This is a genomic window from Gillisella terrae (assembly GCF_004801395.1).
Taxonomy (GTDB): Bacteria; Pseudomonadota; Alphaproteobacteria; order Rhizobiales; family Rhizobiaceae; genus Allorhizobium; species Allorhizobium terrae.
Window position 1 is genome coordinate 82,934 of the sequence record NZ_SSOA01000013.1, and the last position, 18,946, is coordinate 101,879.

General features: G+C 54.3%; 20 protein-coding genes. 9 read left to right on the top strand and 11 right to left on the bottom strand.

All coding sequences use genetic code 11. The features are described from left to right. Positions 1–603: 603 nt before the first annotated feature. From E6C51_RS18235 to E6C51_RS18270, 9 genes are all read right to left on the bottom strand, one after another. Entirely contained in the window at positions 604–1,128 is a 525-nt protein-coding gene (locus E6C51_RS18235; RefSeq protein ID WP_190237051.1) for an N-acetyltransferase, read from the bottom strand. Positions 1,129–1,387: 259 nt separating this feature from the next. Next, positions 1,388–1,711: a DUF6916 family protein gene (locus E6C51_RS20290; protein WP_407920831.1), complete on the bottom strand. Its 324-nt coding sequence runs from the start codon at positions 1,709–1,711 to the stop codon at positions 1,388–1,390. Continuing rightward, positions 1,708–2,403, bottom strand: coding sequence for a phage tail protein (locus E6C51_RS18240; protein ID WP_146936119.1), 696 nt, complete (start codon positions 2,401–2,403; stop codon positions 1,708–1,710). Before E6C51_RS18240 ends, E6C51_RS20290 begins: the two co-directional genes overlap by 4 nt. Before the next feature lie 333 nt (positions 2,404–2,736). Continuing rightward, entirely contained in the window at positions 2,737–4,380 is a 1,644-nt protein-coding gene (locus E6C51_RS18245; protein ID WP_190237052.1) for a Na/Pi cotransporter family protein, read from the bottom strand. 176 nt (positions 4,381–4,556) lie between these two features. Further along, entirely contained in the window at positions 4,557–5,600 is a 1,044-nt protein-coding gene (locus tag E6C51_RS18250) for a sn-glycerol-3-phosphate import ATP-binding protein UgpC (RefSeq protein ID WP_190237053.1), read from the bottom strand. Continuing rightward, positions 5,600–6,448, bottom strand: coding sequence for a sn-glycerol-3-phosphate ABC transporter permease UgpE (ugpE, locus tag E6C51_RS18255; RefSeq protein ID WP_146936125.1), 849 nt, complete (start codon positions 6,446–6,448; stop codon positions 5,600–5,602). Before ugpE ends, E6C51_RS18250 begins: the two co-directional genes overlap by 1 nt. Before the next feature lie 9 nt (positions 6,449–6,457). Continuing rightward, entirely contained in the window at positions 6,458–7,339 is an 882-nt protein-coding gene (gene ugpA, locus E6C51_RS18260; protein ID WP_146936127.1) for a sn-glycerol-3-phosphate ABC transporter permease UgpA, read from the bottom strand. A gap of 163 nt (positions 7,340–7,502) precedes the next feature. Continuing rightward, complete coding sequence (gene ugpB, locus E6C51_RS18265; protein ID WP_146936129.1) at positions 7,503–8,810, bottom strand: sn-glycerol-3-phosphate ABC transporter substrate-binding protein UgpB; 1,308 nt, start codon at positions 8,808–8,810, stop codon at positions 7,503–7,505. 179 nt (positions 8,811–8,989) lie between these two features. Further along, positions 8,990–9,874, bottom strand: coding sequence for an SMP-30/gluconolactonase/LRE family protein (locus E6C51_RS18270; protein WP_190237054.1), 885 nt, complete (start codon positions 9,872–9,874; stop codon positions 8,990–8,992). 86 nt (positions 9,875–9,960) lie between these two features. Between E6C51_RS18270 and E6C51_RS18275 the strand changes: the two genes are divergently transcribed. Beyond that, complete coding sequence (locus E6C51_RS18275) at positions 9,961–10,824, top strand: NAD(P)-dependent oxidoreductase (protein ID WP_190237055.1); 864 nt, start codon at positions 9,961–9,963, stop codon at positions 10,822–10,824. Here E6C51_RS18275 and E6C51_RS18280 read toward each other — a convergent pair. Further along, positions 10,821–11,852, bottom strand: coding sequence for an L-idonate 5-dehydrogenase (locus E6C51_RS18280; protein ID WP_190237056.1), 1,032 nt, complete (start codon positions 11,850–11,852; stop codon positions 10,821–10,823). The genes E6C51_RS18275 and E6C51_RS18280 overlap by 4 nt on opposite strands. 11 nt (positions 11,853–11,863) lie before the next feature. After that, the gene (locus E6C51_RS18285) at positions 11,864–12,811 is read right to left on the bottom strand and encodes a 2-hydroxyacid dehydrogenase (RefSeq protein WP_146936137.1); all 948 of its coding nucleotides are present in this window, start codon (positions 12,809–12,811) and stop codon (positions 11,864–11,866) included. Between the two features lie 99 nt (positions 12,812–12,910). On the opposite strand from E6C51_RS18285, the gene E6C51_RS18290 reads away from it, so the two are divergent. From E6C51_RS18290 to E6C51_RS18325, 8 genes are all read left to right on the top strand, one after another. Next, positions 12,911–13,669: an SDR family oxidoreductase gene (locus tag E6C51_RS18290; protein ID WP_190237057.1), complete on the top strand. Its 759-nt coding sequence runs from the start codon at positions 12,911–12,913 to the stop codon at positions 13,667–13,669. Position 13,670: 1 nt separating this feature from the next. Next, positions 13,671–14,180, top strand: coding sequence for a gluconokinase (locus E6C51_RS18295; protein WP_230987439.1), 510 nt, complete (start codon positions 13,671–13,673; stop codon positions 14,178–14,180). Beyond that, positions 14,177–15,064: an NAD(P)-dependent oxidoreductase gene (locus tag E6C51_RS18300; protein ID WP_190237059.1), complete on the top strand. Its 888-nt coding sequence runs from the start codon at positions 14,177–14,179 to the stop codon at positions 15,062–15,064. Before E6C51_RS18295 ends, E6C51_RS18300 begins: the two co-directional genes overlap by 4 nt. Further along, on the top strand, positions 15,061–15,393 hold the full coding sequence (locus E6C51_RS18305; RefSeq protein ID WP_146936145.1) for a hypothetical protein: 333 nt from the start codon (positions 15,061–15,063) through the stop codon (positions 15,391–15,393). The genes E6C51_RS18300 and E6C51_RS18305 overlap by 4 nt, the downstream gene beginning before the upstream one ends. A gap of 66 nt (positions 15,394–15,459) precedes the next feature. Then, positions 15,460–16,473: a LacI family DNA-binding transcriptional regulator gene (locus tag E6C51_RS18310; RefSeq protein WP_190237066.1), complete on the top strand. Its 1,014-nt coding sequence runs from the start codon at positions 15,460–15,462 to the stop codon at positions 16,471–16,473. Between the two features lie 146 nt (positions 16,474–16,619). After that, positions 16,620–17,147 carry a tetratricopeptide repeat protein gene (locus tag E6C51_RS18315; RefSeq protein WP_190237060.1) on the top strand — a complete coding sequence of 176 codons (528 nt, stop codon included), beginning with the start codon at positions 16,620–16,622 and terminating at the stop codon, positions 17,145–17,147. A gap of 153 nt (positions 17,148–17,300) precedes the next feature. Then, a complete protein-coding gene (locus tag E6C51_RS18320) occupies positions 17,301–17,897 on the top strand; it encodes an RNA polymerase sigma factor (RefSeq protein WP_190237061.1) in 597 nt (198 codons plus the stop codon). A 1-nt stretch (position 17,898) separates the two neighbouring features. After that, entirely contained in the window at positions 17,899–18,747 is an 849-nt protein-coding gene (locus tag E6C51_RS18325) for an anti-sigma factor family protein (RefSeq protein WP_190237062.1), read from the top strand. The last annotated feature ends 199 nt before the right edge of the window (positions 18,748–18,946 follow it).

The following is an 18,946-nucleotide window of genomic DNA, read 5'->3' on the forward strand; positions in this document are numbered from 1 at the left end:
CAAGATATACCTGGATATCACCAGTCGTGTCCGCCGAGCTGCTAAAAGTGAACTCTCCAGAGCCAGAAAGACTCCCCTGTTGATTTTCAACGGAGGCCTGAGCATTAAGTGGACCCACATCGAGATTTTGTATCACAAAGCCAGCAAATGTGTCGTTTGGGTCAGATGGCACTGTTCCCGAGAATGTATAATTCCAGCTCAGTTTTTCACCAATATTGAAATTATTTTGATATACTTTATCAACAACATCCTCATTGATGGTCGTTCCATAGGTCCAATCACGAGTAATCCCCGCCCCCCAATCCGCATTAATAGCGTTACAGGAGGCTGAGGGTACTGCATGGGATTGCCCAGCTGCCAACACGGCAACCAGAAACAAGAAAAGCGTTTTAACGCTGCGAGGTAAAAGCACGCCGGTGAGTGTGAGTAGCCAGCTCCACAAAGGCTTCAAAATTTCTTGCCGAACCAAAAGCCACCCCACAAGCATCAAGATTTTACCGTCGCAACATGCAAACTATGGTTTATTTAACCGAATTAGCACATATCTCGGCACACTCTAGCCAGAGTTGTTTAATTATGTCGACAATGTGTTTTGTTTCTTCACTAATGTTGCATACTTGCTACAACCTGAGGCGGCACCCATCGCATATGGTAGTGTGGAGGCGATACATCTGTCACTTGAAAGCCCAAACGGTGATACACCTGAGGTCCGTGGGAGCCGAACATGGGCGTCGACAGCGTGATTGGCAAGGAAAGCCTTGCCGCCGCCGCCTGCAAACTCCGAATCACGCCGGAGCCTATGCCTTTTCCTTGCGCGGCCTTAAGAAGTTGCAACTCAGACAAGCGCCATTCGCTGTAGCCGAGAGAAACCACCAATCGTCCGACACGGATACCGCAATCTTCAATGATCATATCCATATGCTCCGGGTAGGCCTGCCCCAATCCGGTCTGTATCGCGTTGAATTGCTGCTCGTGCACCACGCGCAAAAAATCGCTGCTTCCTTCCGCCCAAGACAACCAGGGCCGCGACTCTTTGAGCAATTGAAACAAAAACGGCTCGTCATCCACACCCGTAAACCGCAAAGCCAGATTGCCTGGTAGCGCAAATGACCCACTAAGGCCCGCCATAACATCTACCCTTTCAGAATGAACTCCGGCGTTCCTGCATAATTCCGTAAATCGGAACCCATTGAAGAGAAAATTATGCAGCAGATTTAAAGAGCTACCCTGAGCCTTTGTGCACCATAGAGGACGCACGGCGCTCAAGAGTATTACATGGAAACACCCCCGAGTCTGTCAGGCTCCAATTGAACCTGACAGATTCTATATTCCCTTGTTTTTGCTTGTTTATTCTGGAAATCCGGGTTCCACTTTTCCCTGAAAAACTCTAGCCAAACACAACCTGAAACAAGGCCAGATTGGGAGATGCCGGATTGAGTATTCGGCCAGCGCAGACCGGTCCCAACACGCCAATATCCGGGTGTGAGAAGGAGAAATTTCCGACATGAAAAAGCGGCACTCCCTCCGCTACTGTCTCAAACTCAAGCGAAAACGGCACTCTTTTTGCTCCCGGAGCCCTATTTTTCGAATTTTCGCAGCAGCGCTTCAGGCAGACTTCTACGCAAAAGCCTTGCTCATCTGACATCTGAAAACAAGCGCCCTCGTGCGCCTGAAACACAGATGCTTCAACAGTTGCAATGGATATTGTCATGGGCGTTGCGGATAAATGCCTTCAACGGCGATGATGAAATTCAAAGCAAGGCTTGGCTGCAATACGGACACGGGTGCCTGCGGATTGCCATACCGCACGCCTGGACCAACAGCGACCGTACCACCCGTCACCGTGCTAACATTTACTGTCGTTGCAGGAGAACCGGCGCTGCCTGTAACCGTTGTGTTCACATTTGAGAGCTTTACCAGATTGCTGGTCTGCGGTGAATTATAGATCTTTGTCGTACCAGTAGAGCCACCTGAAAGCATGTTTTTTGCAGCCGTTGGAATTGTCGTATCGCCACCGCCGCCATAAACATCAACATCAACCTTGACATCCAATGTGTTTTGCACCGCCGGAATCGTTACCGGCTGATTGGCCGTTGTCGGCGCAAATTGCGCTGGATGCGTGTGGTCCGGCAGGTTCAAGACGCTCAAAGTCTGAAAGTTGGCACCATGCTTTGTGCCGAGTTGGAAATTGACACCAGGGGTCGCTCCGACCCCAACCGGGACTTGCCCCTTCAAATCGGGCAGCTGGAAATTTTGGTTGCCAGATCCGCCATAAATCGTGCCGATAAGAGAATAAAGTGCCGTGAATTGAGACACTTGCAGCGTCTGTCCAAGGCAAAATTGGCTGCCGTACATCGCAAAATTGTAGGGGATAATGTAAATTGTTCCCAAATACGCGTCCATAGACGGCCTCCATTAAGGGTTGTATTTATTTTATGTAATCACTTTTGATTGCATTCGTCAATGCCGAAACAATTTTTTGATGTTCAAATTTCAGATACACTTTTATGTAGAAATACTGTGCGCGAGCGCTTCTGTCGGGATTTGACATGGGAGGAGAGCAAATTTTGGCAACGCCCGATCTGCGCATAAGCACGAGCGATTGCTGCATAATTCCTCAAATCGGAATCGATTTAAGGAATTATGCAGAAAGTCTTTGCTTCTGTGCTTTTGCGGGAAATGCTCTGAACGTGGGAACCTGTTGCCGCTCCGAAGCTCTATCGCTTGACGTAAACGTTACTGCGAAGCCCGAAGCCTGCTCTCCACCAGCACACCGCTTTCATCCAGAATTGGGTGTGCAACCGAGATGATGTGCGCATTGATGCGCTTCAGATCCCGCAACAGGTCAAGGTGGAGTGAACTCGTTTGCAAGCTTTCAAGGCGCCCGTCCTGAAGACGTTTCAGATGACGCTCAGCCGATTCTTTCTCCATACGCCGAACTTCCACCTTGACCTCCATCATCTGGCGGGCAAGGGCAAAATCGCGTGTCACGAAAATGGTTTGCGCAACCCTGAGATTGTCGATGGTCAGGTTCATCAGGCGCATCAACTCTTCATAGCCATCATCCGAAAATTTCAGGCCCAGCGTGATCTTTTTGGTCACCTGCTGCACCAGGCCTTTTTCGATAATATCGCCGATGTGTTCGAGATTAATGGCATAGTCGATGATATGAATTGAGCGACGGCTGTTTTCTTCGCTTAACCCCACCCGCCCGAGCATCGAAAGATAAACCTTCACCTCTTGCTGCAACATATCTACCCGACGCTCCAAAGGTGCGACTTCTGCCAATTGCGACAGGTCGTTTCGGGTAAACGCCTCTGAGGTCTTCATCAACATGCGCTCGATCATATCGCCGACGCCGAGCACTTCGCGGGTGGCGCTGGTGAGAGCAATCACTGGATTGCTTAGATCGTGCCGGTCGAGGAACTTCGGAGCCATATCCGGCTTAACCTCATCGGCGACCAGTCGGGTCATCCAATGGGCCAGTGCGGTGGAAAATGGCCAGGCGACCAGAGCAAGCAGAATATTGAACGCCAGATGCGCATCCACCGGCAACATCGTTTGCGGAGTTGGCAACATTTGTAACAGCACACCGCCATAACCGGCCAGCGGCAAGACAATGACACAGCCAACGCCTCGCACAATCAGATTGGCCAGCGTAACACGCCGGGCAGACGCCGCCGTGCCGATCGATGCAATAAACGGTGGAATCGCCCCACCAAAATTTGCCCCCAGCACCAGCACCAGAACAAGCGCAGGCGGCACAGCGCCGGTGGAAGACACCGAGAGAATCAAAACCACCGCAGCCAGGCTGGACGAGGAGATAAAGGCAATACACGCTGACAAGGCAAAGGCGACCGGCCATGCGTTATCCAACAAACCGATAAACGCAAGCAATGCCGAAGATTCTCGCAAAGGCTCTGTTGCGGCGCTCATCAGATGCAGCGACAACAACATAAGGCCAATGCCAATCAAAGCACCGCCCAATCCCTGCCGGTTTGACGATGATGCCCGATAGAATCCAATGCCAATGAAAATCAGCAGAGGAGAAAGCCACGCGAGACCAAAGCCGACAATCCATGCCGTCACAGCCGTGCCGACATTGGCTCCGAGCAGCACAATTTGTGCCATGCGGGGTTTAACCAACTCACGCTCAACAAATGACGCTGTCATAAGAGCGGTTGCAGTCGAGCTTTGCAGCGCAATGGTTGCAAAAAAGCCCGAAACAAACGAGCGCAACCCGGTTTGCGTCCCAGTGGACAGTGCCGTGCGCAGACGCGCACCGAATGCGCGCGACACACCGTCCTTGACCTGCGAGAGGCCAAACAACAGCAGGGCAACCGCTCCACACAGGTTGATGATGACGACGGTTGAGCCCATCTCTTCACTCTTTCTCTGCCCATTACGGTGCCATGCACCATGTATCGCGCAGAAAGTGATGCTGTAACACTTTAAACTACCGCATCACTTTCTCATAATTCTGGCTCATAAATCTGACCAGACGATTAGAAATCACGCCATAAATGATGGCACTGACGCTCTCATCGCAAGCAGCATCACATCCCCGGCAGGCGCTTTCCTTGTTGGTCGAACAGATGAATGTCGCTCATTACGGCCGCAACCGTCATACGATCGCCTGAGGCAATGCGCGAACGCCCTGATACGCGAAACACCATGTCCTGACCTGATGCCAATCTGCTGTAAACATAGCTTTCTGCGCCGACCAGCTCAACCGCACCGACAATAACCTCTGCGCGCAGCGCGACAGATTCACTGGAACCTGCATCTTGCAACCGCAAGTCTTCCGGGCGGATACCAATGATGGCGGCATCGTCAACGCCGTTGAGCTCAAAGCCGCCGGTTGCGCGGTCCAGCAGATTCATCGACGGCGAACCGATGAAGGTGGCAACGAACGTCGTTGCCGGCTTTTCGTAAAGTTCAATTGGCGTGCCGACCTGCTCGATCTTGCCACCGTTAAGCACCACCAGCCGGTCGGCCAGTGTCATGGCTTCCATCTGGTCGTGGGTCACGTAAACGCTGGTGGTTCCCAATGCCCGCTGCAAACGCTTGATCTCAACCCGCATCTGCACACGCAATTTCGCATCAAGATTTGACAATGGCTCGTCAAACAAAAAGGCCGAGGGTTCGCGCACGATAGCGCGGCCCATGGCCACGCGCTGGCGTTGACCGCCGGACAATTGCCGAGGTTTGCGATCAAGATATTGATCGATTTCCAGGGTTGCTGCCGCCTTTTTGATCCGCTCTTCAATCACCGCTGGCGGTGTGTTGCGGTTCTTCAGGCCATAAGCAAGATTTTGCCGCACGGTCATATGCGGATAGAGCGCATAGTTTTGAAACACCATGGCAATGTCACGTTCCGATGGCTCCAGCTTGTTGACCACACGATCACCAATAGAAATTTCACCCGCGGAGATGCTTTCAAGACCGGCAATCATGCGAAGCAGTGTGGATTTGCCACAGCCAGAGGGGCCAACCAGCACGAGAAACTCACCATCGGCAATGTCCAGCGACACGCCTTTGATGGTTTCCACCACATCGGTATAGGTCTTGCGGACGTTATTGAGCGTAATTCTGGCCATTATTTTTCAGTCTCCACAAGGCCTTTGACGAACCAGCGTTGCATCAACACCACCACCAGAATGGGCGGGATGATGGCAAGGATCGCCGTGACCATGACATAATTCCAAGGGGTCGAGGCATCAGCAAAATCAACCATTTTGCGAAGGCCAATGATGATCGTCGACATTTTCGCATCATTGGTGATCAGCAGCGGCCAAAGATATTGCGTCCAGCCGTAGATGAACAGGATCACAAACAGCGCAGCAATATTGGTGGCCGACAGAGGCAGAAGAATATCCTTCATGAAGCGGAAAGGACCGGCATTGTCGATGCGGGCCGCCTCGACCAATTCACCGGGAATGGTCAAAAAGAACTGCCGAAAAAGGAAGGTCGCGGTGGCAGAGGCCATCAACGGCAATGTCAGTCCAGTATACGTATCGATCAATCCCAGATCGACGATGACCTTATAGGTCGGCAGAATACGCACCTCGACCGGCAGCATCAGCGTCACAAAAATCATCCAGAAGAACACCATGCGAAAGGGAAAGCGGAAAAACACGATTGCATAGGCCGAGATGAACGAAATCAGGATTTTGCCAATAGCGATGGCCATGGCCACCACAAATGTGTTCCACAGCATCCTCTCCAGGCTGACGCCAGACACCCGCTCAACGCCGCCATTCAAGGCGCTGACGTAATTGTCAATCAGATGGCCGCCCGGCAAAAGCGAAATCGGCGGACGCAAGATGTCGGCCGACGACATGGTTGAGGCGATAAAGGTGTAATAGATCGGGAATGCGACGATGATGATGCCGATAATCAGCATCAGATGGCCTAGCAGGGCCGCGATAGGACGTCTTTCAATCATGACCGGGCCTCATGCATAATGAACACGCTTTTCAACGAAGCGGAACTGGAAGGCCGTCAACGCAATCACGATCAGCATCAGAATGACCGATTGTGCGGCAGAAGAACCAAGATCAAGATTCACAAAACCATCGTTGTAAACTTTATAAACCAGCGTCTCCGTGGCTTTGGCCGGGCCGCCGCCGGTGACCGCGTGAATAATGCCAAATGTGTCGAAAAACGCATAAACCGTATTCACCACCAGCAAAAAGAAGGTTGTCGGAGCCAAAAGCGGAAACACGATGGTCCAAAACCGACGGGTTCCACGCGCGCCATCAATAGCCGCCGCCTCAATCAGTGATTTGGGAATGGCCTGTAGGCCAGCGACGAAAAACAGAAAATTATAGCTGATCTGTTTCCACGCAGCAGCCACCACCACGAGGCTCATGGCCTGATTGCCATTCAGCAGCGGATCCCAATCCACACCATTGCGGCGCAGGATATAGGCAAAGGTGCCCATGGCGGGGTTGAACATGAACAGCCACAGCAAACCAGCCACCGCGGGTGCCACCGCATAAGGCCAGATCAGCAAGGTACGATAAAGACCTTTGCCACGCACAACGCGATCGGCAGCCGTGGCCAGCAACAGGGCGGCCGCCATTGCCAGAATAGCCGTTGCAGCGCTGAACACCGCTGTCACTTGCAGCGAATGCAGATAATTGTCATCCGACAGCACGAAACGAAAATTATCCAGCCCGACAAACATACTGCTCAGCCCGAAGGCATCTTCGCGCTGGGTGGACTGATAAAGCGCCTGGCTGGCAGGCCAAAAGAAGAAAATCACCGTAAGGATGATTTGTGGAGCCACCAGAAAATAGGGCAGCACCTTATTGGGAAACACAACGCGTTGCACAGCGATTGTCCTGTTTTAACGCCAGCCCGCACCAACTCGGCGCGAACTGGCGAATGATCGTATTAGCGACTGTCAGGTCCAGATTGAACCTGACAGTCGCTAAAATTCTTTGTTTGAGTTGGTCTGATCAGAAAAACCGGGTTCCACTTTTTCCTGACAAACTCTAGCGCTGGGCCTTCTTGATTGCGGCGTCACCGCGCTCAACAATGTGGTCCATTGTGGTCTTGGCATCTTGCTTGCCAGCCAGCAGCGCTTCGTATTCTTCGTTCATGATGTCGCGAACCTGTGGCAGGTTCACCAGACGCACACCCTTGGAATTGGCTGTTGGAGCCTTGCCCATCATTTGCAGGATCGGCGTTTCGCGGGCCGGGTTCTTTTCATAGAAACCGGATTTTTTGGTGTCTTCATAGGCTGCCTTGGTGATCGGCAGGTAGCCCGACACCTGATGCAGGCGTGCCTGAATCTTGGTCTGGGAGAGGAAGTGGAAGAACTGGGCAATGCCCTTGTATTCTGCATCACTCTTGCCGCCAAACACCCAGAGACTTGCGCCACCCGGAATGGTGTTCTGCGGACGTCCTTCGCCCGGATAATAAGGCAGCTGACCAATGCCATAATTGATGCCGGACTTGATGATATCGCCCAGACCACCGGAGGATTCGGTCAAGATTGCGCATTCACCCGAGGTGAAAAGCTGCTTGGCCTCCGAGGTGCGGCCGCCATAACGGAACGTGCCATCCTTTGCCAAATCGGCAAGCTTCTGGAAATGCTCAACAAACAAGGGCGCATTGACCTTGAGCTTGACATCGGTGCCCGCCAGGCCGTTTTCATTGGTGCCATAGGGCACGTTATTCCAGGCGGCAAAATTTTCTGTCTGAATCCAGGTGAGCCAGGTGGAGGTGATGCCGCAGGCGCTGGCACCGGATTTTTTGATTTTTTCAGCCGCTGCGAACACCTCAGGCCAGGTCTTGGGCGCATCATCCGGGTTCAAGCCTGCCTTTTTGAAGGCGTCCTTGTTGTAATACATCACCGGCGAGGAGGAGTTATAAGGGAAGGACAGCATGGTGCCGTCCGGCTTGGAATAATAGGCAACGATACCGGCCAGATATTCGGATTTATCAAAGGTGTAGCCACCCTTTTTCAACACATCCGCAACCGGCATGACAGCCCCTTGCGCACTCATCATCACGCCGCTGCCAGCATCGAAAACCTGTAGAATCGCGGGAGCCTGCTTGGCGCGGAAGGCGGCAATACCGGCATTCAATGTCTCGGGGTAGCTCCCCTTATAAACCGGCACAACCTTATATTCGCTCTGGCTGTCATTGAATTCCTTGGCGAGGTTTTCGACCACCTCGTTATTGGCACCGGACATGGCATGCCACCATTGCAACTCTGTTGCAGCAAATGCACCAGAGGCGGACGCCATCATAGCAACTGAAGCCGCTGTACTTGCAAAAAACAGCTTAAAAGACATGAATTCCTCCCTTTTCTGTGGTCCTGCGCGGCGAAAATGTCGCGTGGGTGATCCTCCCAGACCATCTCCCCTCTTTATTAGGGAGGAACATTGCACAAGAAAAGCAAAACTATGCACACCTGTGCATTTTTATGGGGAGAGAACGGTTCTATCCTTCTCCTGTTCTATGCAATGTGCCTTTATCCTCGTCTGTTCAGGGCGATAGAATAAACGCTGGTCGAGGCCGTGATGAACAGGACATGGCCGTTACGGCCCCCAAAGCAGACATTGGAAACGGTTTGTGGCACCAGAATTTTGCCACGCACGCGGCCATCCGGTGCAAGGCAGTGCACACCATCGGCAGCCGATGACCACAGATTGCCGTCACTATCCACGCGCATGCCATCGGCACAGCCCGGCGCAATGGCATGAAACACCTCGCCGCCCGACAGTGCCCATTTTGCACCCACATCAAAGACGCGAATATGCTGGGGATCATCGGTAAACATACGGCCGGTATCGGCGACATACAGCTTCTTCTCGTCGGGGCTGAAGGCCAGACCATTGGGGCAATTGAAATCCGTCAGCACCGCTTTGATTTCGCCATTCGGATCAACCCGATAGACGTTGCATGGCAGCTCCTGCTCAGACTTTGTCCCTTCATAATTGGTTTGAATGCCATAATGCGGATCGGAGAACCAGATTGCACCGTCTGATGCGACAATCACATCATTGGGCGAGTTTAAACGCTTGCCCTGATAATGATCGGCAATCACGGTGATCGATCCGTCATATTCGGTGCGGGTGACACGCCGCCCACCATGCTCACAACTGATCAAACGACCTTGCCGGTCGCGGGTATTGCCATTGGAAAAATTCGATGGCGAGCGAAACACGCTGGTGCCCACACCCGGTATCCAGCGATACATCTTGTTATTGGGAATGTCGGAGAAGATCAGGCAATTGAGATCACCAAACCACACCGGCCCCTCGACCCAATCAAAACCCGAGGCAATTTCCTTGAGGGGCGCATTGCCCAACACATAGGTGGAAAATACCGGATCCACGACCTCAAAGAATGTCATCTTGATTTTTCCTCCCACTGTCCTCAAGTATGGTAACGATAACATATTCAAATGGCGCGACATGTAAAGCCGGGAGAGGAGACCCCATGACAAAGATTGCATTTCTGGGAACGGGATTGATGGGCGGGCCGATGGCGCGACATCTGGCCAAGATCCACGATGTTACCGTGTGGAATCGCAGCATCGAAAAAGCGAAGGCGCTGAGTGACGTGGCAAAAGTTGCAACCTCTGCGGCTGAGGCTGCACGTGGCGCTGATGTGGTCATTTCCATGCTGATTGATGGCCCGACATCGACAGCCATTCTGAAAGAGGAAGGTGTGATTGAGGCGGCCGCCCCCGGTGCCATGATCATCAATATGGCATCCGTGGAGCCCGATTGCGACCGCGCCTTGGAAGCATATGCCAAAAGCCTGGGCAAACGCTTTGTCGATGCGCCAGTTTCTGGCGGCGTCAAAGGGGCCAATGAACAAACGCTCTCGATCTTTGTTGGCGGATCGCCAGAGGATTTCACCGCCGCCAAACCACTGCTCGAAGTGCTGGGCCGCCCCACCCATATGGGGGCGATCGGCACCGGGCAAACCGCCAAACTCGCCAATCAGCTGATTGTCGCCATCACCATAGGGGCGGTTGCCGAAGCCTTTACACTGGCGGAAGCAGCAGGCTGCAACATTGGCACGCTGCGCGAGGCGCTGCGCGGCGGCTTTGCCGATAGCCGCATTCTCGATCTGCATGGTGCGCGTATGGTTGAAGGAAATTTTGTGCCCGGCGGCCGCTCGGTGGCTCAACTTAAGGATTTAAACAACGCTATCAACGTCGCGAAGGAGCATAAACTCACCCTGCCCTTGTCTGGACAGGCACAGGCTGGCTTTGATGATCTGGTCAATAACAAAGACGGCGCAGAATTGGACCACGCCGCCTATTTCCTCTGGCTGAAACAAATACAGAATTAAGAAAACGCGATTTGCGCTTTCATGGCGCGGCTGCGGTCGGATGCAATCTCGAAGGCCGAGATTGCATCTTCCAGACCAACGGTGTGGGTGATCAACGGCTTCACATCAATCAAGCCCTTGCGCATCAGCTCAACGCCCACCGCAAATTCTTCGTGAAAGCGGAAGGAACCGCGCAGCTCCAGTTCTTTGGAGGTGATGGCCATCATTGGCAATGTCATATCACCACCCAGACCAAGCTGAACAATCACACCACGCGGCCGAAGCGCTGCAATACCAGCGCTGAGTGCTGCGGCCGCACCAGAGCATTCGTAAAGCACATCAAATGTGCCCTTGTCTGCGGAATAGGCGGCCAGGGCATCCGGTTCAGCGCTGGAATTGATAACCCGATCAGCGCCCGCCGCTTTTGCCATGGCAAGGGTGAAATCGGAAAGGTCGGTTGCAACAATCTCTCCAGCGCCCGCACGCCGGGCTGCAAGAATAGACAGCACGCCTATGGGGCCGCAGCCTGTAACCAGAACCTTTTTGCCCAGCATCTCACCCGCACGGCGGGTGGCATGCAGGGTAACAGCCAAAGGCTCGGCCATGGCCGCCTCTCCGGGTGTTAACCCGTCAGCGGCAACACATTGAATAGCATCGGCAACCAGACTTTCGCGAAAGGCGCCCTGAATATGCGGAAAAGGCATGGCACTGCCATAAAAACGCATGTTCAGGCATTGATTGTGCAGACCCTGCTGGCAATAGCGGCAGGTGCGGCAAGGACGGGATGGAGAAACCGCCACCAACTGGCCAACCTCCAGACCGGATACGCCCTCGCCCAGCTTCTCAACAAAGGCCGAAACTTCATGGCCTAAAATCATCGGCTGTTTCAGGCGCACGGCCCCAAAACCACCGTGATTGTAGTAATGCAGATCACTGCCGCAAATTCCGCCGGTGGCCAGCCTCAGCCTGACCTCACCTTCACCCGGCTCTTCCTGTGTGATCGGCTCGATGCGAACATCCTTGGCCGCATGGGCAACAATGGCTCTCATACTCTGTATCCTTAGAAAACCGGGGTTAACAATGGCTGGCCTGCGAAATGCGCGTTCAGATTATCGCGCATCAGTTGGCCCATGGCCTTGCGGGTCTCAATGGTGCCCGAGCCATGATGCGGCTGCACCAACACATTCGGCAGCGTAAGAAAACGCTGATTAAGCTTTGGCTCGCCCTCAAACACATCAAGAGCGGCAGAACCGAGGGCACCGGATTCCAGCGCCTCCAGCAGAGCTTCCTCATCGACATTGGATGCGCGAGAAATGTTGATCAACATACCGTCCGCACCGAGTGCTGCAATCACCTCCCGCCCGACGATATGGCGCGTGGCCGCGGATGCCGCAAGCGCGACAAACAGAAAATCCGAGCGCTCGGCAAGCGCTACGGGATCAGCAATGTAAGTCATGTCTTTCGCATGATCTTTCGGGCTTGGACCACAATAGGCAATGTCCATATCAAAGCCTTTCAGGCGCTGAGCAATGGCAAAACCAATACGACCAAGGCCAAGAATGCCAGCACGTCGGCCCGACACCTGACGCTTTAGGGGATACGTGCCTTTTTCGACCCAGCTTCCGTCTTTCACCCAGGTTTCGGCACCAATAACCCCGCGGGCCAGGCATAGCATCATGGCAACACCGAGATCGGCAACATCATTGGTCAACACGTCGGGTGTATTGGTCACATGGATGCCGCGCGCGCGGCAAGCAGCAAGATCGACCGCATCAAAGCCGACACCGTAAACCGAGATCACTTCCAGCTTAGGGCAGGCGTCAATCATGGCGCGATTGGCCCCAAGGTCACCGCGCGTTGCAATGGCGCGAATGCGCGGGCCAACCTCTGCCAGAAAAGCGTCTTTGTCGTCTGCATCGAAGTAACGATGCACCTGAAAAGCCTCGTTCAACGGCTCTTCATCCCACGCCGGATAAGGCCCAACCTGAAGAATGTCCGGCTTCGCCATTTTCATCTTCCTCCCACGGAAATATCTTGACAGAACATGTTATCGATAACATAAACAGGGGAACAGGTGCTTGTCGAGTTAAAAAATCTGGAGAATGCCATGTCCCTTACTCTTTTCGATCTCACTGGCAAACGCGCTCTGGTGACCGGATCGTCGCAGGGCATAGGTCTTGCTCTTGCCAAAGGTTTGGCCGCCGCCGGTGCCTCGATTGTGTTGAATGGCCGTGACCCGGCAAAGCTGGCAGAGGCGGCAACCCAATGCGGCAAAACCGTTGATGTTTTGCCCTTCGATGTCACCGATCACGCCGCAGCGCGGGCGGCGATTGATCAGTTTGAAGCCGAAACCGGCCCAATCGACATTCTGGTCAACAATGCCGGAATGCAGCATCGCGGCCCTTTGGAAGAGTTTCCGGCTGACGCGTTTGAGCGCTTGCTGCGCACCAATATTTCCAGTGTTTTCAATGTTGGACAGGCCGTTGCCCGCCACATGATCACCCGCGGGCGCGGCAAGATCATCAACATCGCCAGCGTGCAAACCGCGTTGGCACGCCCCTCCATTGCCCCTTACACCGCCACAAAAGGTGCCGTTGGCAATCTTACCAAGGGCATGGCCACCGATTGGGCCAAATACGGCTTGCAATGCAACGCCATTGCCCCCGGCTATTTCGACACACCGCTCAACGCTGCACTGGTCAGTGACCCGGCCTTTACCGAATGGCTGGAAAAGCGCACGCCCGCTGGTCGCTGGGGCAAGGTTGAAGAATTGGTGGGAGCTTGCATTTTCTTAAGCTCGGAGGCATCCACCTTCGTCAACGGCCATGTTCTCTATGTTGATGGCGGCATCACGGTGTCTCTCTGATATGACCAAAGCACAAAAATTCGTCATTATGGGTGTCTCAGGCTGCGGCAAATCCTCTGTCGGGGCGGCTTTGGGTGAAAAACTGGGTGTGGCTTACGTTGATGGCGACGACCTGCATCCGGCAAGCAACATCGAAAAAATGAGCAAGGGTCTTCCCTTGAATGATGAGGATCGCTGGCCTTGGCTTGCCAAAGTTGGTGAAACACTGGCGGCTAACAGCGGACGCGCCATTATTGGCTGTTCGGCGCTCAAGCGCGTCTACCGCGATAAAATCCGCAATGCGGTGGCAGAGCCTGTGCTGTTTATTCATCTGGCCGGCAGCCGCGAGGTGATCGGTGCCCGCATGGGCAAGCGCGAAGGTCATTTCATGCCCGGCTCTTTGCTTGACAGCCAATTCGCCACGCTGGAGCCACCGCAAAATGACGAACTGGCCCTGACGGTCGATATTGATCAACCACTTGAGGGGATTATTTCAGCCATTCTGGCGGCTTTGGAGGACACAAAACCATGAGCAACAGAGTTGCCCTGATTGGTGCCGGGGCCATGGGCGGGGCGATTGGTACCCGCCTGATCAAAACAGGGCAGAATGTTACTGTTTTTGATCTCGACCCGGAAAAACGCGCAGCCCTCACAGCGCTTGGCGCTAAAGATGCAGAGACGGCTGCAAAAGCCGCCGCCGTGTCTGATGTCATCATTCTCAGCCTGAACTCGCCGAACATTGTTCGTGCCGCAGTATTTGGCAAGGATGGTGTGGCCGCAGGTGCCAAGCCGGGTGCGCTGATTGTTGATATGTCATCCATCGATCCCGATGCCACCAAAGAGCTCGCCTCGGATGCCGCTGAAAAAGGCTTGCGCTGGGTCGATAGCCCCCTTTCAGGCGGTGCGCCCAAGGCTTTGACAGGCGAGTTGACCCTGATGGCGGGCGGCAGCGAGGCCGATGTGGCGGATGCCCATCAGGTTTTGCAGCATCTCGCCAGCAATTACACCCACATGGGCCCCGTGGGGGCGGGTCAGACCACCAAACTGATCAATCAGGTGTTGTGCGGCCTCAATTTTCTGGCGGTGGCAGAAGCCACGCAACTTGCGCTGAATGCAGGCGTGGATGCCGCCAAAATCCCGCAAGCGCTGAAAGGTGGACGTGCCGACAGCGCGATATTGCAAGAATATATGCCGCGCTATGTCACAAAGGATTATCGGCGCACGGGCCGTATCGACAATATGGTCAAGGATTTGAACGGCGCGCAGGATCTGGCGCGCCGCACCAACACGGCCATGCCGCTGACCGCCGTATGTGCCGAGGTGCATCGTATGCTCACCGCAGCCGGTCTTGGAGGAGAAGATCAGGCCGCGTTGATGGAGTTTTTCACCGGTGCGAAGAGGGAGATTTCGCCATGATCACACGTTACGCCTTGTTTGAAGGCAGCATCAAGCCCGGCCAGACGGATGCCTTTCGCGCCGCCGTTTTGGAAAAAATTCTACCAAAATGGCAACAGTTTCCCGGCGCTTTGGATGTGCGGGTCTCGTTTGCCGAAAGCCGCGACGATGGCGCGCCAGAATTTCCGATGATTTTGGCCATCAATTATCCCGATCTGGCCGCCGTCGATGCCGCTTTGGCAAGCCCGGTGCGTGGGCAAGCCCGCGCCGCTACCGAAGAGGTTCTGGCTGAATTCTTTGATGGGCGCATTCACCACCACGTCACTCTGGCCAATGAGTTTCCGCTTTAATCCTGCCTCATCCCCCGTTGGGGGATGAGGTTTGAGATGAGCGACATCGACCACAAAAGGCAATTGATGAGCAAACATCGCAAACCACCGACCATGGCCGATATTGCCCGGATCACCGGGGTTTCTCCCATGACGGTGTCGCGGGCTTTCAAGGCCGATAGCCTGATCAACAAGGAAACCCGCGAAGCCATTTTGCAGGCGGCAGAAGATCTGGGCTATGTGTTTGATTCAACCGCCTCCAATCTACGTTCCCAAAAGTCGGATTTTGTCGCGGTTACCATTCCATCCATCAACAATGCCAATTTTGCCGACACCGTCGGCGGGCTGTCGGAAACCCTGGCAACCCGCCGCATGCAAATTCTGCTGGGTTATACCAATTACGATATGCAGGAAGAGGAGCGGCTGATCGAACAACTCTTACGCCGCAAGCCGCAGGCGATTGTGGTGACGGGCGGCAAGCACACAGATCGCGCCCGAAGATTGCTCGAAAACGCCCCCATTCCAGTGATTGAAACCTGGGACATACCGGCAAAACCGATTGGCTACTATATCGGCTTTTCCAATGCGGCGGCCGTGCGCGAAATGGTCGACCACTTTGTCAAGGTGGGCTATCGCCGCATCGCCTTTATCGGTGGTGATGTTGGCCGCGACACACGCGGCAGCGACCGCCGCCTTGGCTTTGTAGAGGCCATGAAGACCCACGGCCTGGATAGCTCGCGCCTGATTGCCGCGGGCCCGCCGCCCATTTCCATGCGTGAAGGTGCCAATGCCATGGCGCGGCTCTTGCAGGAATTTCCTGATACCGAGGCGGTGATTTGCGTCTCCGACCTTTCGGCCTTCGGTGCCCTGACCGAGTGTCAGCGGCGCCATATCGCTGTTCCATCCCGCATCGCCATTGGTGGTTTTGGTGATTATGAAATTGGCAGCATTTCGGTGCCAACCCTCACGACCATCAATGCCCGGTCCCGCGATATTGGCCAGCGTACCGGCCAGCTTATTCTCGACATTCTCGACGACAGGCCCGATACCGACCACGTTCTGATCAAGCCCGAATTGATTGTGCGCGAAAGCAGCAAATAATACGCTCCCGATTGAGCAAAAATCGGGGCGCGTCATCGCTCTTCAAAAAAATCATAAAAAAATGCCGCCGCCAATGAATAATCGGGCGGTCTTGGGTGTTCTCCTCACGCAACCGCCCCAATCAATGCGTTTCAAGGAGCTTTATCATGAAAACCCGTTCTCTTCTCATCGCCGTGGCTCTTGGTTTCACCGCCGCCTTTCACGTCGCGCCCGTGCTTGCTGCCGGAGACGACAGCGAAAAGACGCCAACCTGCAAAAAGGGCGAAATCTGGAACAAGAAATCCGGCAAATGTGAAAAGCAGAGCAGCGCCAATATTGATGATCGCAATCGCGCTGACTATGCCTATTCCTTGGCAAAGGAAGGCCGCTATCAGGAAGCATTGGCCGTTCTTGATACCGTGAAAAACCAGAACGACCCGGAAGTGCTGAATTATCGCGGCTATGCAACACGCAAACTTGGCCGTACCGATGAGGGTATTTCCTACTATCTGCGCTCAGTGGCAGCGGCACCGCGCTATGCCAAGGTGCGGGAATATCTGGGTGAAGCCTATGTGATCAAGGGAGAAATCCCCTTGGCAAAAGAACAGCTTGCCAGCATCCGCACGATCTGCGGCACCGATTGCGAGGAATATAAGGACCTCAATGAGGCGATCCTGCAGGGCAAAAAAATCTAAACCTGTGCCGCGGATCGACGGTTCTCAGAGCAACTGACATAGGCAAGCGCGCTCGAACACCCGTGGTGTCTCGATGATTGAAGAGTGCTTTCGAGCGCGCTCCCCCTCCCTTTTCAAGAGACACACCCGCTCTTTTCAACAGGCACACCAGAAATGGCTATGGCTCTCGACATTATCTCCCCCTATAGTCATCGGAAGGCTCCCGCACGGCAGGAGTCCTTACGCGGGCCTGTGCCGTCGACGTCTTATGGAGAAAATGCCATCGCCAGCGAAGCCGCAGTCCGCGCCGGACTTTCCGCCAATCTGTCAAAGCTGTGGCGTTATGGTCTGGTTCTCTCACGCCATCGCGATGTGGCCGATGATCTGGTGCAGCAAACCTGCGTGCGGGCCTTGGAACGGGCACAACAATTTTCCGAAGGAAGCCGGCTGGATCATTGGCTCCTGTCAATTCTCCACTCCATCTGGCTCAACGAATTGCGTGCCCGCCGGGTGCGTCTGGGACAAGGGCATGTCAGTGCAGAAGAGGTTCTGGTTTTTGATGGGGCAAATGTTGCCGAACAAAAATTGGCGGCCTTGCAGGTGATGAAACAGGTCAATGATCTGCCAGAGGCGCAGCGCATGGCGGTGTTTCTGGCCTATGTCGAAGGCTTTTCCTATCGAGAGGTGGCAACCATTCTGGATATTCCCATTGGTACCGTCATGAGCCGCCTCTCTGCCGCGCGGGCAACACTTGCAGAAGGGCAGGTTTGACATGACAGACAAGACACCGCCTTATTCTGAAATGCCTTCTTCTGAAATGCCAAGCGATGCCGTGTTGACGGCCCTGATTGACGGTCAGTTGTCACCGCAGGAAGAGGCCGCGCTTCTGCACCAGATGGACGAAAACCCGGCGATTTCTGAGCGCGTTGAATTTCTCTCACGCGCCAGCCTGAATTTCCAGGCGGCCTTTCAGCCGCTGTTGGATGAAGCACCTCTGCAAAAACTACAGGCGCAGCTCGATGCCATTCCACCGCGCAAGGCCCCTCCCCTTTGGCGAAAGAGCGCAAATTGGAACGAAGGACGCCGGGGCTTTATCGGCCTTTTGGCGGCATCCGTGGTGGCCGGGGTGTTTGCTGATCGCGTCTGGCTTGCCGCAACAGCGGATGAAGACCATGACGCCGATGATAGCGCGGCGTGGCGCGGTGTTGTTGCGCAATATATGGCGCTTTACACGCCGGATACGCTTGGATCAAACCAGCCCGGCGAGGACCAGCAGCAAGCACAATTGTCTGCGCTCAACAGCCAACTTGGGCTGGACTTGACACCACAGAAAATTGCAATGCCGAACATCGAATTTCGCCGCACACAGATTTTGGCTTATGATTCAAAACCTTTGGCGCAAATTCTCTTTGCCGACCCGCAAGGCAGACCCATGGCGCTTTGCATCTTGCGCAACAAGACCGCCCCCCATGGGATTGCCATCGAAAAACGGCACTCCATGAATATTGCCTGGTGGGCTACACGCGATTATCAAGCCCTGTTGATTGGCCACGGCACAGAGCGCGACATCAACACGCTTGCCGAAGGTGTGCGAGAGCGACTGCTTTCTGAAAGGGCTTAGAGTCTGTCAGGTTCAGATTGAACCACAGTACACGACGCATAGGTTTTACCGTATAGCTCACCCCCCTCTGCCCCAGGCCTATCGCATATGGTGAATGAGCTCGAGTAGGTATTTCTCGTTCCATGCGGCCTTTTTGAGTTTTCGTCGCATGGGAACCCTTTCTGGATGCATGGTGGCAATGTTGAGTGCGAGCCGTCGC